Below are 19,365 nucleotides of genomic sequence, written 5' to 3'. Positions count from 1 at the left end.
GACCTTCAGGACGGCAGGTCTGCCGGTAGCGGCAGGAACACCTGGAACCAGGTCTCTCCCGGGCGGCACTCCACCCGGATGTCGCCATGGTGTTTGTTCACGACGATGCGGTAGGAGATGTCCAGCCCGAGCCCCGTTCCCTCACCGACGGGTTTGGTGGTGAAGAACGGCTCGAAGGTGCGAGGTCGCACATCCGGGGGGATGCCCGGCCCCGTGTCGCCCACTTCGGCCAGGAGCCGGTCGCCGTCCCGCCGGGTGCGCAGGGTCAGGGTGCCTTCGGCGCCCATGGCGTAGAGGGCATTGACGATGAGGTTGGTCCACACCTGGTTGAGTTCCGCGCCGTACGCCAGGACGCGCGGCAGGTCCGGCTCGTACTGTCGCACCACGGTGACGCCGGGCGGGATCTTGGCCCGCAGCATCGTCAGGGTCGCCTCCAACAGCGTGTGGACGTCGACGGTCTGCTGCGGCGCCCGGTCCAGCTGGGAGTATTGCCTGGCCGCGTCGACGAGGCCGGAGACACGGGATACCGAGTCCCCGATCTCCGCCACCAGTAGCTCGGTGTCGATGCTGTGGGTGATCCAGCGCAGTGCGCCTGGCGTGCAGCAACGCCTGCGTCTGTGCGGTCACTTGCCGACTCAGCGGGCCGGGCAGGCCACCGGGATGAGCGTCCGCACCGTCGACGTGGACCATGCCGCCCAGCAGGGCTTCCGGCCCGTCGACCACCTGGGCGACAGCGGCGGGTCTGCCGTCGATCACGGCGGCCAGGACGTCGGCGAGGTACGGGTGCGCGGCCGGATCGATCCGCTGAACGAACACGTCGAGTTCGCCGCCGCACGTCAGGCCTACGGCGAAGGCGTCGTCGTCGGAGTAGCCGAACCGGGCTCGTCGTGCCGGACCACCGTCCTGCAGCAGGTGCAGGCACAGCTCGTGGACGGCGCCCTCGACACAGCCCCCGGAGATGCTGCCGACCGCATTGCCGTCGGCGTCGACCGCCAGGGAGGTGCCGAGCGGAAGAGGCGCACTTCCCCGGACACCGACGACCGTGGCCAGAGCGAAGGGGTGGGGTCCGCCGGACCAGCGGTGCAGGGTTTCCGCGATGTTCAGCATGCTCTTGTACTCCATGAGCAGTGGATGGGCCGCTGGTGGAGCGTCCACCGGGAGCTTCGCCGAGAGAGCACAGCGGACATGACCATTGCCTTCGGGTCGGCCGTCTTGCCGGGAGTCTTGCACCACCGGCAGAGTCCGTGACGGGGAAGGATTCCTACCCCCCACGACTTCCGCTCCAGTAGAAACGGGCAGCTGACGGGCACGCTCCGGCTACCGAACGGGCAGCGATTCTCCGCGCCACCGACCCCTCCAGGCCGTCATTCCGGGAATCCGCACCGCGGGAAACGGGCACATTCGGTCATGAACTGCTCAACGACGAACCTGGCTAGTACCGCTGTTCCCCTTGTAGAAATTTGACCACCGAAGCGGAGCCGTGAAATGGAGGTGTCGCTGTGGACGCCGATGAACGAAGACGGGCAATTCTGGAGGCGGCACGCCGTTCGGGATCCGTGGACGTCGTACAGCTGGCGGAAGACCTCACGGTTTCCAAGGAGACCGTGAGGCGCGACCTGACTCTCCTGGAGCGGCACGGGCTGGTCCGCCGTACCCATGGCGGTGCTCATCCCGTGGAAAGCGCGGGATTCGAGACCACTCTCGCCTTCCGGACCATCACGCACGTCCCCGAGAAGACCCGCATTGCCGCCGCCGCGGCCGAACTGCTCGGGGACGCCGAGACCGTCTTCATCGACGAGGGCTACACCCCGCAGCTCATCGCCGCAGCCCTACCCCGTGACCGGTCACTGACGGTGGTCACCTCTTCGCTGGTCACCGCCGGCGAACTGTCCTCTGCCGAGAACATCACCGTGCTGCTGCTCGGCGGCAGGGTGCGCAGCGGGACGCTGGCCACGGTCGACCACTGGGCGACCCGTATGCTGTCCGGCTTCGTCATCGACCTGGCGTACGTCGGCGCGAACGGCATCTCCCGGGACCACGGACTCACCACCCCCGATCCCGCGGTCAGCGAGGTCAAGGCTCAGGTCCTCAAGGCCGCCAGACGCCGGATCTTCTCCGGCGTCCACACGAAGTTCGGTGCCGTGAGCTTCTGCCGCTTCGCGGAAGTGGCGGAGTTCGAGGCGATCATCACCGATGCCGGGCTGCCCGCCTCCGAAGCACACCGCTACTCACTGCTCGGCCCCGAAGTCATCCGGGCCTGAGCCGCGTTCATCACCCCATCCCCTCCCCGCAAGCCCGTGGGCTTGGTTCCCCATGCCCTCGAGACATCCCCTGGAGTCAGTCATGCGCATACGGAGAACGATCCATGTCCTCGCCGCAGCCGCGGCCACGAGCTCGCTGCTGGTCGCCTGTAGCGGGGCGGGCGGTTCATCGAGCTCCGGTGGCGGCGGCAAGTCCATCAACGTCCTCATGGTCGGCAATCCGCAGATGGAGGACATCGCCAAGCTCACGAAGGACACGTTCACGAAGGACACCGGCATCAAGGTGAACTTCACGGTCCTTCCCGAGAACGAACTGCGCGACAAGGTCACCCAGGACGTCGCGACCCAGGCCGGCCAGTACGACGTCGCGACCGTCGGCGCCTACGAGATCCCGATCTGGCAGAAGAACGGCTGGCTGCACGAGCTCAGCTCCTACGCCGCCAAGGACACGGGCTTCCACGAGGCCGACCTGCTCAAGCCGGTGGTCACGTCGCTGTCCGGCTCGGACGGCAAGCTCTACGCCCTGCCGTTCTACGGCGAGTCGTCCTTCCTGATGTACAACAAGGACGTCATGACGGCGAAGGGCATCACCGTGCCCGAGCACCCGACCTGGCAGCAGGTCGCCGACATCGCGGCCGAGGTCGACGGCGCCGAGCCCGGCATGAAGGGCATCTGCCTGCGCGGCCTGGCAGGTTGGGGTGAACTCGGGGCGTCGCTGACGACCGTGGTCAACACCTTCGGCGGCACCTGGTTCACCAAGGACTGGAAGGCACAGGTCAACAGCCCCGAGTTCAAGAAGGCGACGAACTTCTACGTCGACCTGGTCAGGAAGCACGGCGAGGCAGGCGCCCCGCAGGCCGGGTTCACCGAGTGCCTGAACGCCATGAGCCAGAAGAAGGTCGCGATGTGGTACGACGCGACCAGTGCGGCCGGGTCACTGGAGGACCCGAGCTCCAGCAAGATCGCAGGGCATGTCGGCTACGCCTACGCGCCGACCGTCGCGACCAAGAGCAGTGGCTGGCTGTGGAGTTGGGCCTGGGCGATGCCCAAGACCACCAAGAACGCCGACGCCGCCTCGAAGTTCATGCTGTGGGCCTCCGGCAAGGACTACGAGAAGCTGGTCGGCGAGAAGCTCGGCTGGTCGCGTGTCCCGGCCGGCAAGCGGGCCAGCACGTACGAGATCCCGCAGTACCAGAAGGCCGCCGCCGCGTTCGGTGACATCACCCTGAAGTCCATCGAGGGAGCCGACCCGTCCGACCCGGGCGTCCAGCCACGGCCGACCGTGGGCGTCCAGTACGTCGCCATCCCCGAGTTCCAGGACCTGGGCACCAAGGTCACCCAGGAGATCTCCGCCGCCATCGCCGGCAGGACCAGCGTGGACAAGGCGCTCGACGACGGCCAGAAGCTCGCCGAGGACGTCGCCAAGAACTACCGGTGACCTCTGTGAACAGCCCGGCCGGCCCTCCCCCCGGCCGGGCCCCGCTTCCCCCTACCCGGCCGCGAGCCGGTCGCCTCACCGGCGGAGGAAAGTCCATGACCACGCTCACCGTTCCCCCCGAAACAGCGTCACCGCCCAGGCGTCCGCGCCCCTCCACCGGCGTCGGCAGGTGGAAGCGCCGCGTCCCGCTGCTGCCGGCGCTCGTCTTCACCGTCATCGTCACCCAACTGCCCTTCGTGGCCACGATCGTGATCTCCACGCTCCAGTGGAACATCCTCAAGCCGGGCGAGAGGCACTTCGTCGGCCTGGCCAACTTCACGTTCGTCTTCACCGACGAGCGACTGCGCACCGCGGTCCTGAACACCGTCGTGCTCACCGCGTCCGTCGTGCTCATCAGCGTGGTTCTCGGTCTCGGCCTGGCGATGCTGCTGGATCGCCGGTTCGTCGGACGGGGCCTGGCGCGCACGATGCTCATCGCGCCGTTCCTGGTCATGCCGGTCGCGGCGGCGCTGCTGTGGAAGCACGCCCTCTACAACCCCGACTACGGCCTGCTCAACGGCACCCTCAACGCCGTCCACCGCCTCTTCGGCGCGGAGAACGGCCCCACGATCGACTGGGTGTCCTCGTACCCGATGCCGGCCGTCGTGATCTCGCTGGTCTGGCAGTGGACGCCGTTCATGATGCTGATCCTCCTGGCCGGTCTGCAGGCGCAGCCCGGTGACGTCCTGGAGGCGGCGAAGGTCGACGGAGCCTCGGCCATGGCGACCTTCCGGCACATCACGCTGCCGCATCTGCGCCAGTACATCGAGCTGGGCGTCCTGCTCGGCACGATCTACATCGTGCAGACCTTCGACGCGGTCTACACGATCACCCAGGGCGGCCCCGGCTCGCAGACGACCAATCTGCCGTACGAGATCTACCTGACCATGTTCCGCAAGTACGAGTACGGCCAGGCGGCCGCCGCGGGTGTGGTCGTCGTCCTCGGCTCGATCGTGATCGCGACCTTCGCGCTGCGCACCATCGCGTCGCTGTTCCGCGAGGAGGTGTCCCGATGAGCGCTCACACGACGGTCGTCGCGCCCGGCGCGAGGCTGCGGAAGCTCGTTCGCCGACGTGACCACCACGGCGGTACGCCGAAGCTGTCTCCCCTGTGGACCTTCGTCGCCTGGCTCGCCACGCTGGCGTTCTTCGCGCCGGTGGCGTGGATGGTCCTCACCTCGTTCCACCAGGAGTCGGACGCGGCGACCAACCCGCCGACCCCCTTCGCCTCCCTCACCTTCGACCAGTACAAGCTGCTGTTCAGCCGGGACATCACCCCCTTCCTCCTCAACTCGGTCATGGCGAGCGTCATTTCGACGGTCCTGGTGCTGGCCCTCGCGGTGCCGGCCGCCTACGCGCTGTCCATCAAGCCGGTCGAGAAGTGGACCGACGTGATGTTCTTCTTCCTGTCCACCAAGTTCCTGCCGGCCATCGCGGCCCTGCTGCCCGTGTACCTGATCGTCAAGGACGCCGGGATGCTGGACAACGTGTGGACGCTGATCATCCTCTACACGGCCATGAACCTGCCGATCGCGGTGTGGATGATGCGCTCGTTCCTCGCCGAGGTGCCCAAGGAGATCCTGGAGGCAGCCGAGGTCGACGGCGCGGGCCTGCCCACGGTCCTGCTGCGGATCGTAGCCCCGGTCGCCATGCCGGGACTCGCGGCCACCTCGCTGATCTGCTTCATCTTCAGCTGGAACGAGTTCATGTTCGCCGTGAACCTCACCGCGACGAACGCCTCCACGGCCCCGGTCTTCCTGGTCGGGTTCATCACCAGCGAAGGCCTCTTCCTCGCCCGGCTGTGCGCCGCCGCCACGCTCGTGTCCCTGCCGGTCCTCATCGCCGGTTTCGCCGCCCAGGACAAACTGGTCCGCGGCCTGTCCCTAGGAGCAGTCAAGTGAAAGCCGCCGTCATCGAAGCTCCCGGCAAGGTCACCGTCACCACGGTGCCCGACCCCACGCCCGGGCCGCGCGACGTCGTGGTCGACGTGGCGGCCTGTGGCCTGTGCGGCACCGACCTGCACATTCTCCAGGGCGAGTTCGCGCCGACCCTGCCGGTCGTACCGGGTCACGAGTTCGCGGGCGAGGTCGTGGGCCTGGGCAGCGAGGTCACCGAGCTGAAGATCGGCGATCGAGTGGCCGTGGACCCCTCGCTGTACTGCAACGAGTGCCGCTACTGCCGCCTCGGCCGCAACAACCTCTGCGACCGCTGGCAGGCGATCGGCGTGACCCGATCCGGTGGCGCTGCCGAATACGCCGTGGCACCCGTCGCCAACTGCGTACGGCTGCCCGATCACGTGGACATCCAGGACGCCGCCCTGATCGAACCGCTGTCCTGCGCGGTACGCGGCTACGACGTGCTGCGCAGCAGGCTCGGCGCCCATGTGCTCATCTACGGCAGCGGGACGATGGGCCTGATGATGCTGGAACTGGCCAAGCGCACCGGTGCCGCCTCGGTGGACGTCGTCGACGTGAACCCGGAGCGGCTGGCCACGGCGGAGAAACTGGGCTGCTCCCGAGCGGGCCTGTCCGCCGACGAGCTGGGGCGGCCTGCCGGCTGGGACGTGGTGATCGACGCGACCGGCAACGCCGCCGCCATCCAGGACGGTCTGGAGCGGGTCGCGAAAGCCGGAACCTTCCTTCAGTTCGGGGTCTCCGACTACGCGACCACGGCCAGGATTTCGCCGTACCGCATCTACAACCACGAGATCACGATCACCGGATCCATGGCGGTGCTGCACAGTTACGAGCGGGCTGCGGAGCTCTTCGCCACCGGTGTGCTCGATCCCCAGGTGTTCATCAGCCACCGGATGCCACTGGCGGAGTACCCCACCGCGCTGGACCGGTTCGCCGCCGGCCAGGGCCGCAAGATCGTCGTGCTGCCCTGACCCCGGGTGCGACGAGTCGCCGAACGGGCCTGACGACACCGGCGTGTTCGGCGCGTGCGTAGAGCTGTACGACGGTCTGGCGTCGTGGTCGCCGACGACCAGGCCGTCGAAGCCGAGCCGGCCGCGCGGCTGTTCTGTGAGCAGCCGTCAAGCCGACGATACGTGCCCGCCCCATTGACGCGCTCATGCCCCGTCTCTATCTTGCCGTTCGAAGTGTTGACCAGTGTTCAGTATGTCGAACATGGCGAGCGCTGATCAGCCACAACTGCACACCGACCCCAAGAGCCGCGGAGCGTACATGCCACGCACCACCCGCAACCGTCTGAGACTCGCCCTCGGAGCAAGCGCTTTCCTCCTGGCCGTCGGAGGTGTCCCCGCCACCCCCGCCGGAGCCGCCGACACCACCGACTACGCCATCACCGTCGACCCCACCGCCAAGGGCGCGAAGATCGACGACACGATGTACGGCGTCTTCTTCGAGGACATCAACCGGGCCGCCGACGGCGGTCTGTACGCCGAGTTGGTGCAGAACCGGTCCTTCGAGTACGCGACCGTCGACAACCGCTCGTACACCCCGCTGACCTCCTGGACGGTCTCGGGTTCGGCGAACGTCGTGAACGACGACGGCCGGCTCAACGACCGCAACCGCGACTACCTCTCCCTGGCCGCCGGTTCGTCCGTGACGAACGCCGGTTACAACACCGGGGTGCACGTCGAGGAGGGCAAGAAGTACGACTTCTCGGTGTGGGCCCGCGCCGAGGCCGGTACGACGCTGACGGTCTCCCTCCAGGACGCCGACGGCACGCTGGCCACCGCCCGCCGGGTCGCCGTGCGCACGGGCGGCTGGGCGAAGTACCAGGCCACCTTCGTCGCCACCCGCACCAGCAGCACCGGCCGGCTGACCGTGGCCTCCTCGGACGCGGCCGCGCTCGACATGGTGTCGCTGTTCCCGCGCGACACCTACAAGCACGAGCCCAACGGCCTGCGCAAGGACCTCGCCGAGAAGATCGCCGCCCTGCACCCGGGCTTCGTCCGCTTCCCCGGCGGCTGCCTGGTCAACACCGGCTCCATGCAGGACTACAGCGAGGCCTCGAACTGGCAGCGCGCCCGCTCCTACCAGTGGAAGGACACCGTCGGCCCGGTCGAGGAGCGGGCCACGAACTCCAACTTCTGGGGTTACAACCAGAGTTACGGCCTCGGCTACTACGAGTACTTCCGCCTCGCCGAGGACATCGGCGCGATGCCGCTGCCCGTCGTCCCGGCCCTGGTGACCGGCTGCGGCCAGAACAAGGCCGTCGTCGACGACGCCCTGCTCAAACGGCACGTCCAGGACACCCTCGACCTCATCGAGTTCGCCAACGGCCCGGTCACCTCCACCTGGGGGAAGCTCCGCGCACGGATGGGCCACCCGAAGCCCTTCCACCTCACCCACATCGAGGTCGGCAACGAGGAGAACCTCCCGAACGAGTTCTTCGCCCGCTTCAACGAGTTCCGCACCGCGATCGAGGCCAAGTACCCGAACATCACGGTGATCTCCAACTCCGGCCCGGACGACGCCGGTTCGACCTTCGACACGGCCTGGCAGCTCAACAGGGACGCCAAGGTCGACATGGTCGACGAGCACTACTACAACAGCCCGCAGTGGTTCCTGCAGAACAACGACCGCTACGACTCCTACGACCGCAGCGGCCCGAAGGTCTTCCTCGGCGAGTACGCCTCCTGGGGCAACGCCTTCAAGAACGGCCTCGCCGAGGCCGCCTTCATGACCGGCCTGGAACGCAACGCGGACGTCGTCAAGCTGGCCTCCTACGCCCCGCTGTTCGCGAACGAGGACTACGTCCAGTGGAGCCCGGACATGGTGTGGTTCAACAACCACGCCGCCTGGAACTCCGCCAACTACGAGGTCCAGAAGCTGTTCATGACCAACGTCGGCGACCGCGTGGTCCCCTCGACGGCCACCGGCACCCCGTCCCTCCAGGGCCCGATCAGCGGCGCCGTCGGCCTGTCGACCTGGGCGACGACGGCGGCGTACGACGACGTGAAGGTCACGGACGCGAGCGGCGGCACGCTGCTCAGCGACGACTTCTCGGGCGACGCCTCGCAGTGGAGCCACACCGGGGGCGGCAGCTGGTCCCTCCAGGACGGGCAGTACGTCCAGACCGACGTCGCCGCCGAGAACACCATGGTCTCCGCCGGTGACGTGAACTGGCACGACTACGACCTGCACGTGAAGGCCACCAAGAAGTCCGGCAAGGAGGGCTTCCTCGTCGCCTTCGGCGTCAAGGACACCGGCAACTACTACTGGTGGAACCTCGGCGGCTGGAACAACACCACCACCGCCGTCGAGCAGGCCGTGGACGGCGGCAAGTCCACCCTGATCTCCAAGGCCGGGACCATCGAGACGGGCCGCGCCTACGACATCGACGTCAAGGTGCGGGGCCGCCAGGTCACCCTCTACCTCGACGGCCAGGAGTGGGGCAGCTTCACCGACGACAAGCCGGCCGAGCCGTTCCGCCAGGTCGTCACCAAGGACAGGAAGACCGGCGACCTGATCGTCAAGGTCGTCAACGCCCAGTCGGCCGACGCCCGCACGGCGATCGACCTCGGCGGCGCGAAGGTCTCCGCCAAGGCCCGGGTGACGACCCTGACCGCCGCCCCGAACGCGGTCAACACGGAGACGGCGACCCCGGTCGCGCCGGTGACGTCCACCTTCACCGGCGTCGCCGACAGGTTCACGTACACCTTCCCGGCGAACTCGATCACGTTCCTGCGGATCAAGCAGAGGTAGCCGGTCCGGGCGGGCGCGGTCGGCAACCGGCCACGCCCGCCCCTCAGCCGCCGTTCCGGCGGAACCAGCCGCGCTTGGCCGCAGGCGCCTGCGGCGCCGGCGGGGCCGGGGCGACCGGTCCGTCGAACGGCGGCAGCCCCTTGAAGCGGTCGTCGAAGGTCACCGTCGGCGTGATCCGCGCCAGCGCGGCCCGCACCAGGGTGAGCGGATGCTCCGGGAACCGCGCGTCCCACTGCTCGTCGTCGCCCGTGTGGGACGGCAGACCGCCGATCCCGCCCTCCACGTACGGGTGCGGCCGGAAATAGGCGTCCGGCCCCACCTGGGCCATGATCACCGCCTCCCGCATCCCCGTCATCGAGCCCTCGGCGGCCTGCACCTTCACCACGGTGCTGCACGCCGCCCTGGGGATCGTGACACTGCCGATGAAGGCCTGCCCCGGCCGGCTGCCCAGCGGCACCTTCACCAGCTGGCGCACGGCCGGGACGCCGTCGACGGCATCGGGCACCGCCTCGATGAGACCGCCGCCCGCCCCGGCCGTGAGGTGCGCCAGCCCCGCCCGGAGCCGCTGGAACTCGTGCAGCGGGGCCGGCAGGTCCGGCACCACCGGGAAGAAGTGGACCGACAGCACCAGCCCCGCGTCATCGGTCCACACCCCCGGCTCACGCTCGGTGAAACCGGTGAGATCGAGGCCGGTTATCGGCGTCATGGCGATCACGGTGAATCCCTCTCCTCGCAGTCTTCGCAGTCTCGTCGTCCTCTTCGGCCCGCGTGCTGAAGTCGGGGAGACGGGGGGCACTGAGTCCTCCGGCTTCTGGGCATGATCGCGGAGTGACCGATTCTGTCATCGGCGGGACGGGCCACCCTGCGTGGATCACGCATGGATTGCATAAAAGTGCAGCGAAACGTATAGTCATGCCATCAAGGAGGAGGAGTCCATGGCGGTACGTGCGGCAGTGGCCGGAGCGAGCGGGTATGCGGGCGGCGAAGTGCTGCGCCTGCTCCTCGCGCACCCCGAGGTCGAGATCGGCGCCCTGACCGGCAATTCCAACGCCGGCCAGAAGCTGGGCGGACTCCAGCCGCATCTGCTGCCGCTGGCCGACCGGGTCCTGCAGGAGACCACCGCCGAGGTCCTCGCCGGACACGATGTCGTCTTCCTCGCCCTCCCGCACGGGCAGTCCGCCGCCGTCGCCGAACAGCTCGGCCCGGACGTCCTCGTCGTCGACATGGGCGCCGACTTCCGGCTCCGGGACGCGGCCGACTGGGAGAAGTTCTACGGTTCCCCGCACGCCGGGACCTGGCCGTACGGCCTCCCCGAACTGCCGGGCGGCCGCGCCGCGCTGGAGGGGTCCAAGCGCATCGCGGTCCCCGGCTGCTACCCCACGGCCGTCTCACTCGCGCTCTTCCCGGCCTACGCCGCCGGCATCGCCGAGAACGAGGCCGTGATCGTCGCCGCCTCCGGCACCTCCGGCGCGGGCAAGGCGCCCAAGCCGCATCTGCTGGGCTCCGAGGTCATGGGCTCCATGTCGCCGTACGGCGTCGGCGGCGGCCACCGGCACACGCCCGAGATGATCCAGAACCTGAGCGCGGCGGCGGGCGAGCCGGTCTCCGTCTCCTTCACACCGACCCTCGCGCCGATGTCCCGCGGCATCCTCGCCACCTGCACCGCCAAGGCGAAGCCCGGCGTCACCGCCGAGACCGTCCGCGCCGCCTACGAGAAGGCCCTCGCCGACGAACCCTTCGTGCACCTCCTGCCCGAGGGCCGGTGGCCCGCGACCGCGTCCGTCCACGGTTCCAACGCCGTTCACATCCAGGTCGCGTACGACGAGGCGGCGGGCCGCATCATCGCGATCAGCGCCATCGACAACCTCACCAAGGGCACGGCCGGTGGTGCCCTCCAGAGCATGAACATCGCCCTCGGGTTCCACGAGAACACAGGGCTCTCGACGATCGGAGTCGCACCGTGAGTGTCACGGCAGCCAAGGGATTCACGGCGGCCGGCATCGCCGCCGGGATCAAGGAGAACGGCAACCCCGACCTGGCCCTCGTGGTCAACACCGGGCCGCGCCGCGCCGCCGCGGGCGTCTTCACCTCCAACCGTGTGAAGGCCGCGCCGGTCCTGTGGTCCGAGCAGGTGCTCAAGAGCGGGCAGCTCGCCGCCGTCGTCCTCAACTCCGGCGGAGCCAACGCCTGTACGGGACCGAAGGGCTTCCAGGACACCCACGCCACCGCCGAGAAGGTGGCCGACGTGCTGGGCGTGGGCGCGGGCGAGGTCGCCGTCTGCTCCACCGGGCTCATCGGCGTCCTGCTCCCCATGGACAAGCTGCTGCCCGGCGTCGAGACCGCCGCCGCCCAGCTCTCCGAGCACGGCGGCGAGAAGGCCGCCATCGCCATCAAGACCACCGACACCGTCCACAAGACCTCCGTCGCCCAGGGTGACGGCTGGACCGTCGGCGGCATGGCCAAGGGCGCGGGCATGCTCGCCCCCGGCCTCGCCACCATGCTCGTCGTCCTCACCACCGACGCCGACGTCGACAGCGAGACCCTGGACAAGGCGCTGCGCGCCGCCACCCGGGTCACCTTCGACCGGGTCGACTCCGACGGCTGCATGTCCACCAACGACACCGTCCTGCTGCTCGCCTCCGGCGCCTCCGAAGTCACCCCGGAGTACGAGGAGTTCGCCGCCGCCGTACGGTCCGTCTGCGACGACCTCGGCCAGCAGCTCATCCGCGACGCCGAGGGCGCCGGCAAGGACATCAGGATCGAGGTGGTCAACGCGGCCTCCGAGGACGACGCCGTCGAGGTGGGCCGCTCCATCGCCCGCAACAACCTCCTCAAGTGCGCCATCCACGGCGAGGACCCCAACTGGGGCCGGGTGCTCTCCGCGATCGGCACCACGCAGGCCGCCTTCGAGGCCGACCGGCTCAACGTCGCCATCAACGGCGTCTGGGTCTGCAAGAACGGCGGCGTCGGCGAGGACCGCGACAAGGTCGACATGCGCTACCGCGAGGTCCGCATCACGGCAGACCTCGCGGCAGGCAATGAGTCTGCGGTGATCTGGACCAACGACCTGACGGCCGACTATGTCCACGAGAACAGCGCGTACTCCTCTTGACGTGCCCGCTTGGTTGTCGCGGGTCCTCGTCGTCACCGACGAGGGTTCCTGGTTCACAGGCGGCCGCTCTTCCCGGACAAGTCCGGGTTGAGTCTTACGCCGCCTCCGTAGGCCAACACCGCCCGCCCGGCGGCGCTCCGAATTCTTCCGAAAGTCGGCTATGACGGTCAATCACTCAGAAGAGCGAAAGTCCCCGACGCGTAAGCACACCGCGCTCCCCAAGGCCCAGATCCTCATCGAGGCCCTGCCCTGGCTCACCCGGCACAACGGCAGGACGGTCGTCATCAAGTTCGGCGGCAACGCCATGGTGAACGAGGAGCTGAAGTCCGCGTTCGCCCAGGACGTCGTCTTCCTGCGCCACGCCGGCCTCAACGTCGTCGTCGTGCACGGCGGCGGCCCGCAGATCAGCGCCGCCCTCGACAAACACGGCATCGTCAGCGAGTTCAAGGCGGGCCTGCGCGTCACCACCGAGGACGCCATGGACGTCGTACGGATGGTGCTCGCCGGACAGGTCCAGCGCGAGCTGGTCGGACTGCTCAACCAGCACGGGCCGCTCGCCGTCGGTCTGACCGGCGAGGACGCGCACACCATCACCGCCACCAAGCACCAGCCCGAGATCGACGGCGAGCTCGTCGACATCGGGCGGGTGGGCGAGATCACCGCGATCGACACGGGCGCGATCGAGGCCCTGCTCGCCGACGGCCGTATCCCGGTCGTCTCCTCCATCGCCCGCTCCCAGGACGACGGACATGTCTACAACGTCAATGCTGATACGGCGGCTGCGGCACTCGCTGCTGCGCTGGGCGCCGAGACCCTCATGGTCCTCACGGATGTCGAGGGCCTCTACGAGAACTGGCCCGAGTCCGACGAGGTGATCAGCCGCCTCACCGCTTCCCAGCTGGAGAAGCTGCTGCCGGAGCTCAGCGCCGGCATGGTCCCGAAGATGGAGGGCTGTCTGCACGCCGTACGCGGCGGCGTACGCACCGCCCGGGTCATCGACGGGCGGGTGCAGCACTCGATCCTGCTGGAGATCTTCACCGACGAAGGCATCGGCACGATGGTCGTGCCCGACGAACAGCAGGGGGAGTCCGCGTGAGCAACCAGGAACTGACCACCCGGTGGCAGGGCTCGCTCATGAACAACTACGGCACCCCGCGGCTGCCACTGGTGCGCGGCGAGGGCGCCCGGCTGTGGGACGCCGACGGCAAGGAGTACGTCGACTTCGTCGGCGGTATCGCGGTCAACGCGCTCGGCCACGCCCACCCGGCCGTCGTCGAGGCGGTCAGCAGGCAGATCGCCTCCCTCGGCCATGTGTCGAACCTGTTCATCGCCGAGCCGCCCGTCGCCCTCGCCGAACGGCTCCTGCGCCACTTCGGCCGGGACGGCAAGGTGTTCTTCTGCAACTCCGGCGCCGAGGCCAACGAGGGCGCCTTCAAGATCGGCCGGCTCACCGGGCGGCGCCACATGGTCGCCACCCAGGGCGGCTTCCACGGCCGCACCATGGGCGCCCTCGCGCTCACCGGCCAGCCCGGCAAGCAGGAGCCGTTCCTGCCGCTGCCCGGCGACGTCACCCATGTCCCGTACGGCGACGCGCAGGCGCTGGCCGCCGCGGTCACCGAGGACACCGCCCTGGTGATCATCGAGCCGGTGCAGGGCGAGAACGGCGTCGTCGTGCCCCCGGCCGGCTATCTGAAGGCGGCGCGGGCGATCACCGCGGCCACCGGCTCGCTCCTCGTCCTGGACGAGGTGCAGACCGGTATCGGCCGGACCGGGCAGTGGTTCGAGTACCAGGCCCACGAGGGCGTCCTGCCGGATGTCGTGACCCTGGCCAAGGGCCTCGGCGGCGGGCTGCCGCTCGGCGCGACGGTCGCTTTCGGGCGGGCCGCGGACCTGCTCCAGCCGGGCCACCACGGGACCACCTTCGGCGGCAACCCCGTCGCCTGTGCGGCCGGCCTCGCCGTCCTCGACACCATCGAGAACGAGGGGTTGCTGGAGAACGTCAAGCGGCAGAGCGAGAAGTTGCGCGGCGGGATCGAGGGTCTCGGCCACCCGTTGATCGATTATGTCCGGGGCGCGGGTCTGCTCCTGGGTATCGTGCTCTCCGAGCCGCTCGCGCCCCAGGTGCAGCAGGCGGCTCAGGAGGCCGGATTCCTCGTGAACGCGCCCGCCCCCGACGTCGTCCGGCTGATGCCGCCGCTGAACCTCGGCGACGACGCGGTGGAGGCGTTCCTCGGGGCGCTGCCCGGCATCCTCGACACAGCCAGCGGGGACGGATCCGGAGAATGAGACGACGATGAGCCAGGCGCAGGACCACGAGCAGGCCGGGGCGGGCGGGCCCGCCGTGCCGCAGACCCGCACCGCCCGCCACCGCCGGATCGTGGACATCCTCAACCGGCAACCCGTGCGCTCGCAGAGCCAGTTGGCGAAGCTGCTCGCCGACGACGGGCTGAGCGTGACGCAGGCGACGCTGTCGCGGGACCTGGACGAGCTGAACGCGGTGAAGATCCGCAACACCGACGGCGATCTCATCTACGCGGTGCCCAGCGAAGGGGGTTTCCGGACCCCTCGGGCGCCGTTGGGGGAGTCGGCGAAGGAGGAGCGGATGCGGCGGCTCTCCCAGGAGCTGCTGATCTCCGCGGAGGCGTCAGCGAACCTCGTGGTCCTGCGCACCCCGCCGGGTGCGGCCCAGTTCCTCGCCTCGGCGATCGACCAGGCGGAGCTGCACGACATCCTGGGGACGATCGCCGGCGACGACACGCTGCTGCTCATCAGCAGGGAGCCGACGGGTGGGCAGGCGCTGGCGGATCACTTGCTGAGGCTGGCTCAGAACGGCCACTGAGGGGGGTGGTTGCGGGGGCGGCCGACTGCGGGTGGTTCGTGGCTGGTCGCGCAGTTCCCCGCGCCCCTGAAAAACCCTGCTGAGCCGGCGCGGGTGGGCGTGCCCACCCTCACCTCAGCCCAGACGGCGGGCCAGGCCTCCCGTGCAGCGCACCTCGTCGCCCGCCGTGATCAGCAGGGCCTCCACGTCCGGCAGCGACTCCAGCCACGTCAGCGCCTCCCGCGACCCCATCGCGAAGGCAGCCGTGGCCCAGCAGTCCGCCCAGGTCAGGCGGGGGGCGACCACCGTGACGGCGACCAGATCGGTCACCGCGGACCGCCCTGTGCGCGGGTCGACGATATGCGCGCCCCGCTCCGCCGTCCCCGACGTCGCGACGGCCAGCTCGTCCGCCCCCGCCGCCGACACGACCGCCGCGAGACCGCCCGGCCGCAGCGGGTCGGACACGCCCACCCGCCAGGGCCGCTCCGGCCCGGGCACGCCCAGCAACTGCACGTCCCCGCCGCCGTTGACGCTGACCCCGCTCACCCCCGGCACTCCGGAGATCAGCCGCGCCGCCCGCTCGGTGGCCCAGCCCTTGACGATCCCGGTCGGGTCGAGCCGGCCCTCGTAGCGCATGCTGAACCAGCCGTCGCTCGCCCGCTCCGCCTCGGCGCCCAGTTCCAGCACCTCGGCCACCTCGGGATCGCACTCCCCGACGGTCAGCTCACCGCGCGCCATCCGGGAGACCTGGCTGTCCTCGCGGTAGGTGCTGAACACCTCGTTCACCCGGTGCAGCGAGGCCACCGCCTTCTCGAGCGCCACGCGCACCGCCTGGGGTTCCCCGCCGCGGACGTCGAAGGAGAAGACGGTCCCCATGACCTCCTCCGCATGACGCACCGCGGCGGGAGCTGCTGCCGACTCGGCCACGGTGTCAGTCACCGGCCTGGTCCAGCGCCGACTGCAGGGACTTCTTGTATCCCTCGCTGGTGTAGGTGGCCCCGGAGACGGTGTCGATGTCGGCGCTGGACTTCGCGACCGCCGCCTGGTTGAGCTTGGGGACGGAGAGCTCGGTCTTCTGGGTGCTGGTCCCGCCCGAGGGCGCCTGCACCGCCTCCGCCTTGGTGATCTTGCCGCCCGCGACCGTGATCCGGACCTGCACCGGACCGTACTGCGTCTGCGCCACCGTGCCGGTGAAGGTACCGGAGGCCTGAGCCGCACCCGAGCCGGACCCGGAGCCAGAGCCGGACCCGGAGCCCGATCCCGATCCCGAACCGGAGTCCGACGACGAACCCGCGCTCGCCTTCGCCGCCTTGTCCAGCGCCGACTGCAGCGACTTCTTGTAGCCCTCGCTGGTGTAGGTCGCCCCGGAGACACTGTCGATGTCCGCGCTGCCGGCCGCCACGGCCGCCTGGTTCAGCTTGGGGACGGAGAGTTCCGTCTTCTGCGTGCTGGTCCCGCCGGACGGCGCCTTGACGGCCTCCGCCTTGGTGATCTTGCCGTCGGCGAGGGTGATCCGCACCTGGACGTCGCCGTACTGGGTCGTCGCCGCGTCCCCGGTGAAGGTGCCGGAGGCCTGCACGGCGCCTGAGCCGGAGCCCTGGGAGGAGCCCGCGCTCGCGTTCGCCTTGTCGATCGCCGACTGGAGGGACTTCTTGTAGCCCTCGCTGGTGTAGGTCGCGCCCGACACCGTGTCGATGTTCGGACTCTGCTTGGCGACGACGTCCGCGTTCAGCTTCGGGATCGCCAGCTCGGACTTCTGGGTACTGGTGCCACCCGACGGCGCCTTGACGGCCTCCGCCTTGGTGATCTTGTTGTTGACGACGGTGATACGGACCTGGACGTCGCCGTACTGCGTCTTGACGGCGTCACCGGTCATCGTGCCCGTCACGGGCGCTCCGGCCCCGCCCTGGGCCGCCTCCTGCGCCGCCGTTCCGCCGGCCCCCGCCGCCTGGGTGGACGTCGGGTCGGTCGCCGGCTTCAGCGACAGCAGCAGCACGATCCCGGACACGGTGGCGGCACTGGCCAGCACGACCCGCCGAAGAGGGTGGCTCTTCCTCATCTGCTCCTGAGCTCCTGATTCCTGTAGAAGGCCACGTCACGGGCCGGAAGTGGTGCCGGTCACATCTCGAACGACTCGTGATGGATACGGCGGGCCGGGACCCCGGCGCCGCGCAGTGCCTCGTACACGCCCTGGGCGAAGCCGTTCGGCCCGCACATGAACACGTCGTGGTCGTCGATGTCGGGGATCTTGCGCTGGAGGGACTCCGCCGAGATGTCGGGGCGCTCCCCGTCGGGACTGTTGACCGCGTACATCAGCCGCGCCCCGCGCTCGTCGGCGATCTTCGCCAGCTCGTCCCACAGCGCCAGGTCCTGGGTGCTGTTGGCGCGGTAGAGGAGCGTGATGTCACCGGGCGCGCCCGGCAGCGTCTCGAACAGCGTCCGCATCGGCGTGATGCCCACTCCGCCGGCGACCAGCAGCACCTTGCCGCGGCTGCGCCGGGAGGCGGTCATCGCACCGTACGGGCCCTCGGCCCACACCTTGGTGCCGGGTCGCAGTTCACGCAGCGCCGCGGTGTGGTCGCCGATCGCCTTGACCGTGATCCGCAGCAGCTCGGGGCGCGGGTTCGCCGACAGCGAGTACGGGTGCGAGCTGAACCGCATCCCCGGCGCGAGGAACCGCCACCGGAAGAACTGGCCCGCCTCCGCGCCGATCCGATGCAGCTTGCGGCCGCCGATCAGGACGGACACGATGCCCGGCGTCTCCTCGATGACCGCCTCGACGTACATGCGGTGCCGCAGGTTCAGCCGGATCGGGGTGAGGATCCGGTACCAGACGACCAGCGCGGTGACGGAGCCGTACAGCCCGTACCAGACGGTCTTGGCGACGGGCTCGACGGCGAACTCGTTGCCGGTGGTGAGCTGGTGCCAGAAGGTCAGGAACACCGCCGCGTACGTCATCAGATGGATGTGGTACCAGGTGTCGTACGGCATCTTCCGGCGGACCGGGCCGATCGACACCAGGCCGATGACCAGCAGCAGACCGGTGCCGATCGCCGCCTTGCCCATGTCGGGCAGCTGGTTGATGGAGTCGGTCGTCTGCTGGACGATGTCGCCGAGCGTCTTGCCGGCCTGCAGCGCGTACCCCCACATGATGAGGAACACGTGCGCGAAGGTCAGACACAGCGTGTACCGGCCGCTCATCGCGTGCCAGCGTGCCACCCGGTCCGAGCCCACCCGGCGCTCCAGCGCCGGCACCCGGGCCATCTGGAGCACGACGAGCGCCATCAGATAGCCGGCGAGCAGACCGGTGATCCGCCCCGCGTTGAGAATCTTGCTGTCGTTGTCCGCGATGTTCGGCGTATTGCTCCACCACAGCCACAGCACGCCCGCCGCGCCCGCCCATACGGCGAGCAGCAACGGAACGGCGGGGGATCGGCGCGGGCGGATGCGGCGCATCGTCTGGCGGCGGGCGGCGCGTCCGCCTGCGATCGTGGTGGTCACGGTTCCTCCGTGGGGACTTGACCCTGGCGCCCACAGATACGTGCCTCGACCGCTTTGTGTTCAGAGCGGTTCAGAGCCCCGCCGAGTCCAGCGCGGACTGGAGTGACTGCCGGTAACCGTCACTCGTGTACGTCGCTCCCGAGACGGTGTCGATGTCCGCGCTCTGCGCCGCCAGCGCCTCACTGCGCAGTTGGGGAATGGCGTAGGAGTTGATCTCCTGGTCGCGCGGATTGTCCTGGGGGTAGGTCACCGCCGTCACGTCCGTGATCTTCCCGTTCTGCACGGTGACGCGGACCTGGACCGGGCCCCAGCGGGTCTGCACGGAGTCCCCGGTGACGGTCGTACCGCCCTTGCCCGAGCCGGCGCTCGCACTGCTGGTGGACGAGGGGGCCGGGGACGCCACGGCCAACTCGGGGGCCGTGTGCGGCTTGAGCGCCAGCAGCATCACCACTCCGGAGACGGTGGCGGCGCTCGCCAGCATGATCCGGCGCAGGGGGCGGTTCTTCTTCAGGGGATGCACTG

Annotated in this window: 16 protein-coding genes and 2 pseudogenes; 11 read left to right on the top strand and 7 right to left on the bottom strand. The window is 69.4% G+C overall.

The window, feature by feature from the left end; genetic code table 11:
* Window positions 1-5 precede the first annotated feature (5 nt).
* Both ABZ464_RS12135 and ABZ464_RS12130 read right to left on the bottom strand, forming a co-directional pair.
* Window positions 6-596, bottom strand: a pseudogene (locus ABZ464_RS12135) (ATP-binding protein); the annotation flags it as partial.
* Window positions 597-693: 97 nt separating this feature from the next.
* A pseudogene (locus ABZ464_RS12130) lies at window positions 694-1,107 on the bottom strand (XdhC family protein); the annotation flags it as partial.
* 392 nt (window positions 1,108-1,499) lie between these two features.
* Between ABZ464_RS12130 and ABZ464_RS12125 the strand changes: the two are divergent.
* The 6 genes from ABZ464_RS12125 (at window position 1,500) to ABZ464_RS12100 (ending at window position 9,412) form a co-directional block, all read left to right on the top strand.
* Window positions 1,500-2,261 carry a DeoR/GlpR family DNA-binding transcription regulator gene (locus ABZ464_RS12125; RefSeq protein ID WP_359274688.1) on the top strand — a complete coding sequence of 254 codons (762 nt, stop codon included), beginning with the start codon at window positions 1,500-1,502 and terminating at the stop codon, window positions 2,259-2,261.
* Window positions 2,262-2,343: 82 nt separating this feature from the next.
* On the top strand, window positions 2,344-3,699 hold the full coding sequence (locus tag ABZ464_RS12120) for a sugar ABC transporter substrate-binding protein (RefSeq protein ID WP_359274686.1): 1,356 nt from the start codon (window positions 2,344-2,346) through the stop codon (window positions 3,697-3,699).
* A 95-nt stretch (window positions 3,700-3,794) separates the two neighbouring features.
* On the top strand, window positions 3,795-4,754 hold the full coding sequence (locus ABZ464_RS12115; RefSeq protein ID WP_359274683.1) for a sugar ABC transporter permease: 960 nt from the start codon (window positions 3,795-3,797) through the stop codon (window positions 4,752-4,754).
* The gene (locus ABZ464_RS12110; RefSeq protein WP_359274680.1) at window positions 4,751-5,638 is read left to right on the top strand and encodes a carbohydrate ABC transporter permease; all 888 of its coding nucleotides are present in this window, start codon (window positions 4,751-4,753) and stop codon (window positions 5,636-5,638) included. The genes ABZ464_RS12115 and ABZ464_RS12110 overlap by 4 nt, the downstream gene beginning before the upstream one ends.
* Window positions 5,635-6,624, top strand: coding sequence for a zinc-dependent alcohol dehydrogenase family protein (locus ABZ464_RS12105; protein WP_359274678.1), 990 nt, complete (start codon window positions 5,635-5,637; stop codon window positions 6,622-6,624). Before ABZ464_RS12110 ends, ABZ464_RS12105 begins: the two co-directional genes overlap by 4 nt.
* Before the next feature lie 298 nt (window positions 6,625-6,922).
* The gene (locus ABZ464_RS12100; protein ID WP_359274675.1) at window positions 6,923-9,412 is read left to right on the top strand and encodes an alpha-L-arabinofuranosidase C-terminal domain-containing protein; all 2,490 of its coding nucleotides are present in this window, start codon (window positions 6,923-6,925) and stop codon (window positions 9,410-9,412) included.
* Window positions 9,413-9,455: 43 nt separating this feature from the next.
* Here ABZ464_RS12100 and ABZ464_RS12095 read toward each other — a convergent pair whose 3' ends face one another.
* A complete protein-coding gene (locus ABZ464_RS12095) occupies window positions 9,456-10,118 on the bottom strand; it encodes a hypothetical protein (RefSeq protein WP_359274672.1) in 663 nt (220 codons plus the stop codon).
* 229 nt (window positions 10,119-10,347) lie between these two features.
* Here ABZ464_RS12095 and argC point away from each other — a divergent pair, with 229 nt between their 5' ends.
* From argC to ABZ464_RS12070, 5 genes are all read left to right on the top strand, one after another.
* The gene (gene argC / locus ABZ464_RS12090) at window positions 10,348-11,376 is read left to right on the top strand and encodes an N-acetyl-gamma-glutamyl-phosphate reductase (RefSeq protein WP_359274669.1); all 1,029 of its coding nucleotides are present in this window, start codon (window positions 10,348-10,350) and stop codon (window positions 11,374-11,376) included.
* The gene (argJ, locus tag ABZ464_RS12085; protein WP_359274666.1) at window positions 11,373-12,524 is read left to right on the top strand and encodes a bifunctional glutamate N-acetyltransferase/amino-acid acetyltransferase ArgJ; all 1,152 of its coding nucleotides are present in this window, start codon (window positions 11,373-11,375) and stop codon (window positions 12,522-12,524) included. Before argC ends, argJ begins: the two co-directional genes overlap by 4 nt.
* Before the next feature lie 160 nt (window positions 12,525-12,684).
* Window positions 12,685-13,620, top strand: a complete 936-nt coding sequence (gene argB / locus ABZ464_RS12080) for an acetylglutamate kinase (protein ID WP_359274663.1) — start codon at window positions 12,685-12,687, stop codon at window positions 13,618-13,620.
* Window positions 13,617-14,810 carry an acetylornithine transaminase gene (locus ABZ464_RS12075; protein WP_359274660.1) on the top strand — a complete coding sequence of 398 codons (1,194 nt, stop codon included), beginning with the start codon at window positions 13,617-13,619 and terminating at the stop codon, window positions 14,808-14,810. The genes argB and ABZ464_RS12075 overlap by 4 nt, the downstream gene beginning before the upstream one ends.
* 7 nt (window positions 14,811-14,817) lie before the next feature.
* Window positions 14,818-15,363, top strand: coding sequence for an arginine repressor (locus tag ABZ464_RS12070; RefSeq protein ID WP_359274658.1), 546 nt, complete (start codon window positions 14,818-14,820; stop codon window positions 15,361-15,363).
* Between the two features lie 114 nt (window positions 15,364-15,477).
* Here ABZ464_RS12070 and ABZ464_RS12065 read toward each other — a convergent pair whose 3' ends face one another.
* The 4 genes from ABZ464_RS12065 to ABZ464_RS12050 form a co-directional block, all read right to left on the bottom strand.
* The gene (locus ABZ464_RS12065; protein WP_359275022.1) at window positions 15,478-16,218 is read right to left on the bottom strand and encodes an FAD:protein FMN transferase; all 741 of its coding nucleotides are present in this window, start codon (window positions 16,216-16,218) and stop codon (window positions 15,478-15,480) included.
* 55 nt (window positions 16,219-16,273) lie between these two features.
* A complete protein-coding gene (locus tag ABZ464_RS12060; RefSeq protein WP_359274655.1) occupies window positions 16,274-17,401 on the bottom strand; it encodes an FMN-binding protein in 1,128 nt (375 codons plus the stop codon).
* A 59-nt stretch (window positions 17,402-17,460) separates the two neighbouring features.
* Entirely contained in the window at window positions 17,461-18,843 is a 1,383-nt protein-coding gene (locus ABZ464_RS12055) for a ferredoxin reductase family protein (RefSeq protein WP_359274652.1), read from the bottom strand.
* Between the two features lie 70 nt (window positions 18,844-18,913).
* Window positions 18,914-19,363, bottom strand: coding sequence for an FMN-binding protein (locus tag ABZ464_RS12050; protein ID WP_359274649.1), 450 nt, complete (start codon window positions 19,361-19,363; stop codon window positions 18,914-18,916).
* Between the last annotated feature and the right edge of the window lie 2 nt (window positions 19,364-19,365).

Origin of the sequence: Streptomyces sp. NPDC005820 (assembly GCF_040630255.1) — a bacterium.
In the GTDB taxonomy this organism is placed as follows: Bacteria; Actinomycetota; Actinomycetes; order Streptomycetales; family Streptomycetaceae; genus Streptomyces.
The sequence above is the reverse complement of the archived record's forward strand: the minus strand, read 5'-3'. Positions and strand labels throughout refer to the sequence as shown.

What these genes read in the sequence shown, in the direction of transcription:
- ABZ464_RS12120 (WP_359274686.1), top strand. Translation starts at nt 2,344, where the DNA reads ATGCGCATACGGAGAACGATCCATGTCCTCGCCGCAGCCGCGGCCACG.
- ABZ464_RS12115 (WP_359274683.1), top strand. Translation starts at nt 3,795, where the DNA reads ATGACCACGCTCACCGTTCCCCCCGAAACAGCGTCACCGCCCAGGCGT.
- ABZ464_RS12110 (WP_359274680.1), top strand. Translation starts at nt 4,751, where the DNA reads ATGAGCGCTCACACGACGGTCGTCGCGCCCGGCGCGAGGCTGCGGAAG.
- ABZ464_RS12100 (WP_359274675.1), top strand. Translation starts at nt 6,923, where the DNA reads ATGCCACGCACCACCCGCAACCGTCTGAGACTCGCCCTCGGAGCAAGC.
- ABZ464_RS12095 (WP_359274672.1), bottom strand. Translation starts at nt 10,118, where the DNA reads ATGACGCCGATAACCGGCCTCGATCTCACCGGTTTCACCGAGCGTGAG.
- argC (WP_359274669.1), top strand. Translation starts at nt 10,348, where the DNA reads ATGGCGGTACGTGCGGCAGTGGCCGGAGCGAGCGGGTATGCGGGCGGC.
- argB (WP_359274663.1), top strand. Translation starts at nt 12,685, where the DNA reads ATGACGGTCAATCACTCAGAAGAGCGAAAGTCCCCGACGCGTAAGCAC.
- ABZ464_RS12070 (WP_359274658.1), top strand. Translation starts at nt 14,818, where the DNA reads ATGAGCCAGGCGCAGGACCACGAGCAGGCCGGGGCGGGCGGGCCCGCC.
- ABZ464_RS12065 (WP_359275022.1), bottom strand. Translation starts at nt 16,218, where the DNA reads ATGGGGACCGTCTTCTCCTTCGACGTCCGCGGCGGGGAACCCCAGGCG.
- ABZ464_RS12060 (WP_359274655.1), bottom strand. Translation starts at nt 17,401, where the DNA reads ATGAGGAAGAGCCACCCTCTTCGGCGGGTCGTGCTGGCCAGTGCCGCC.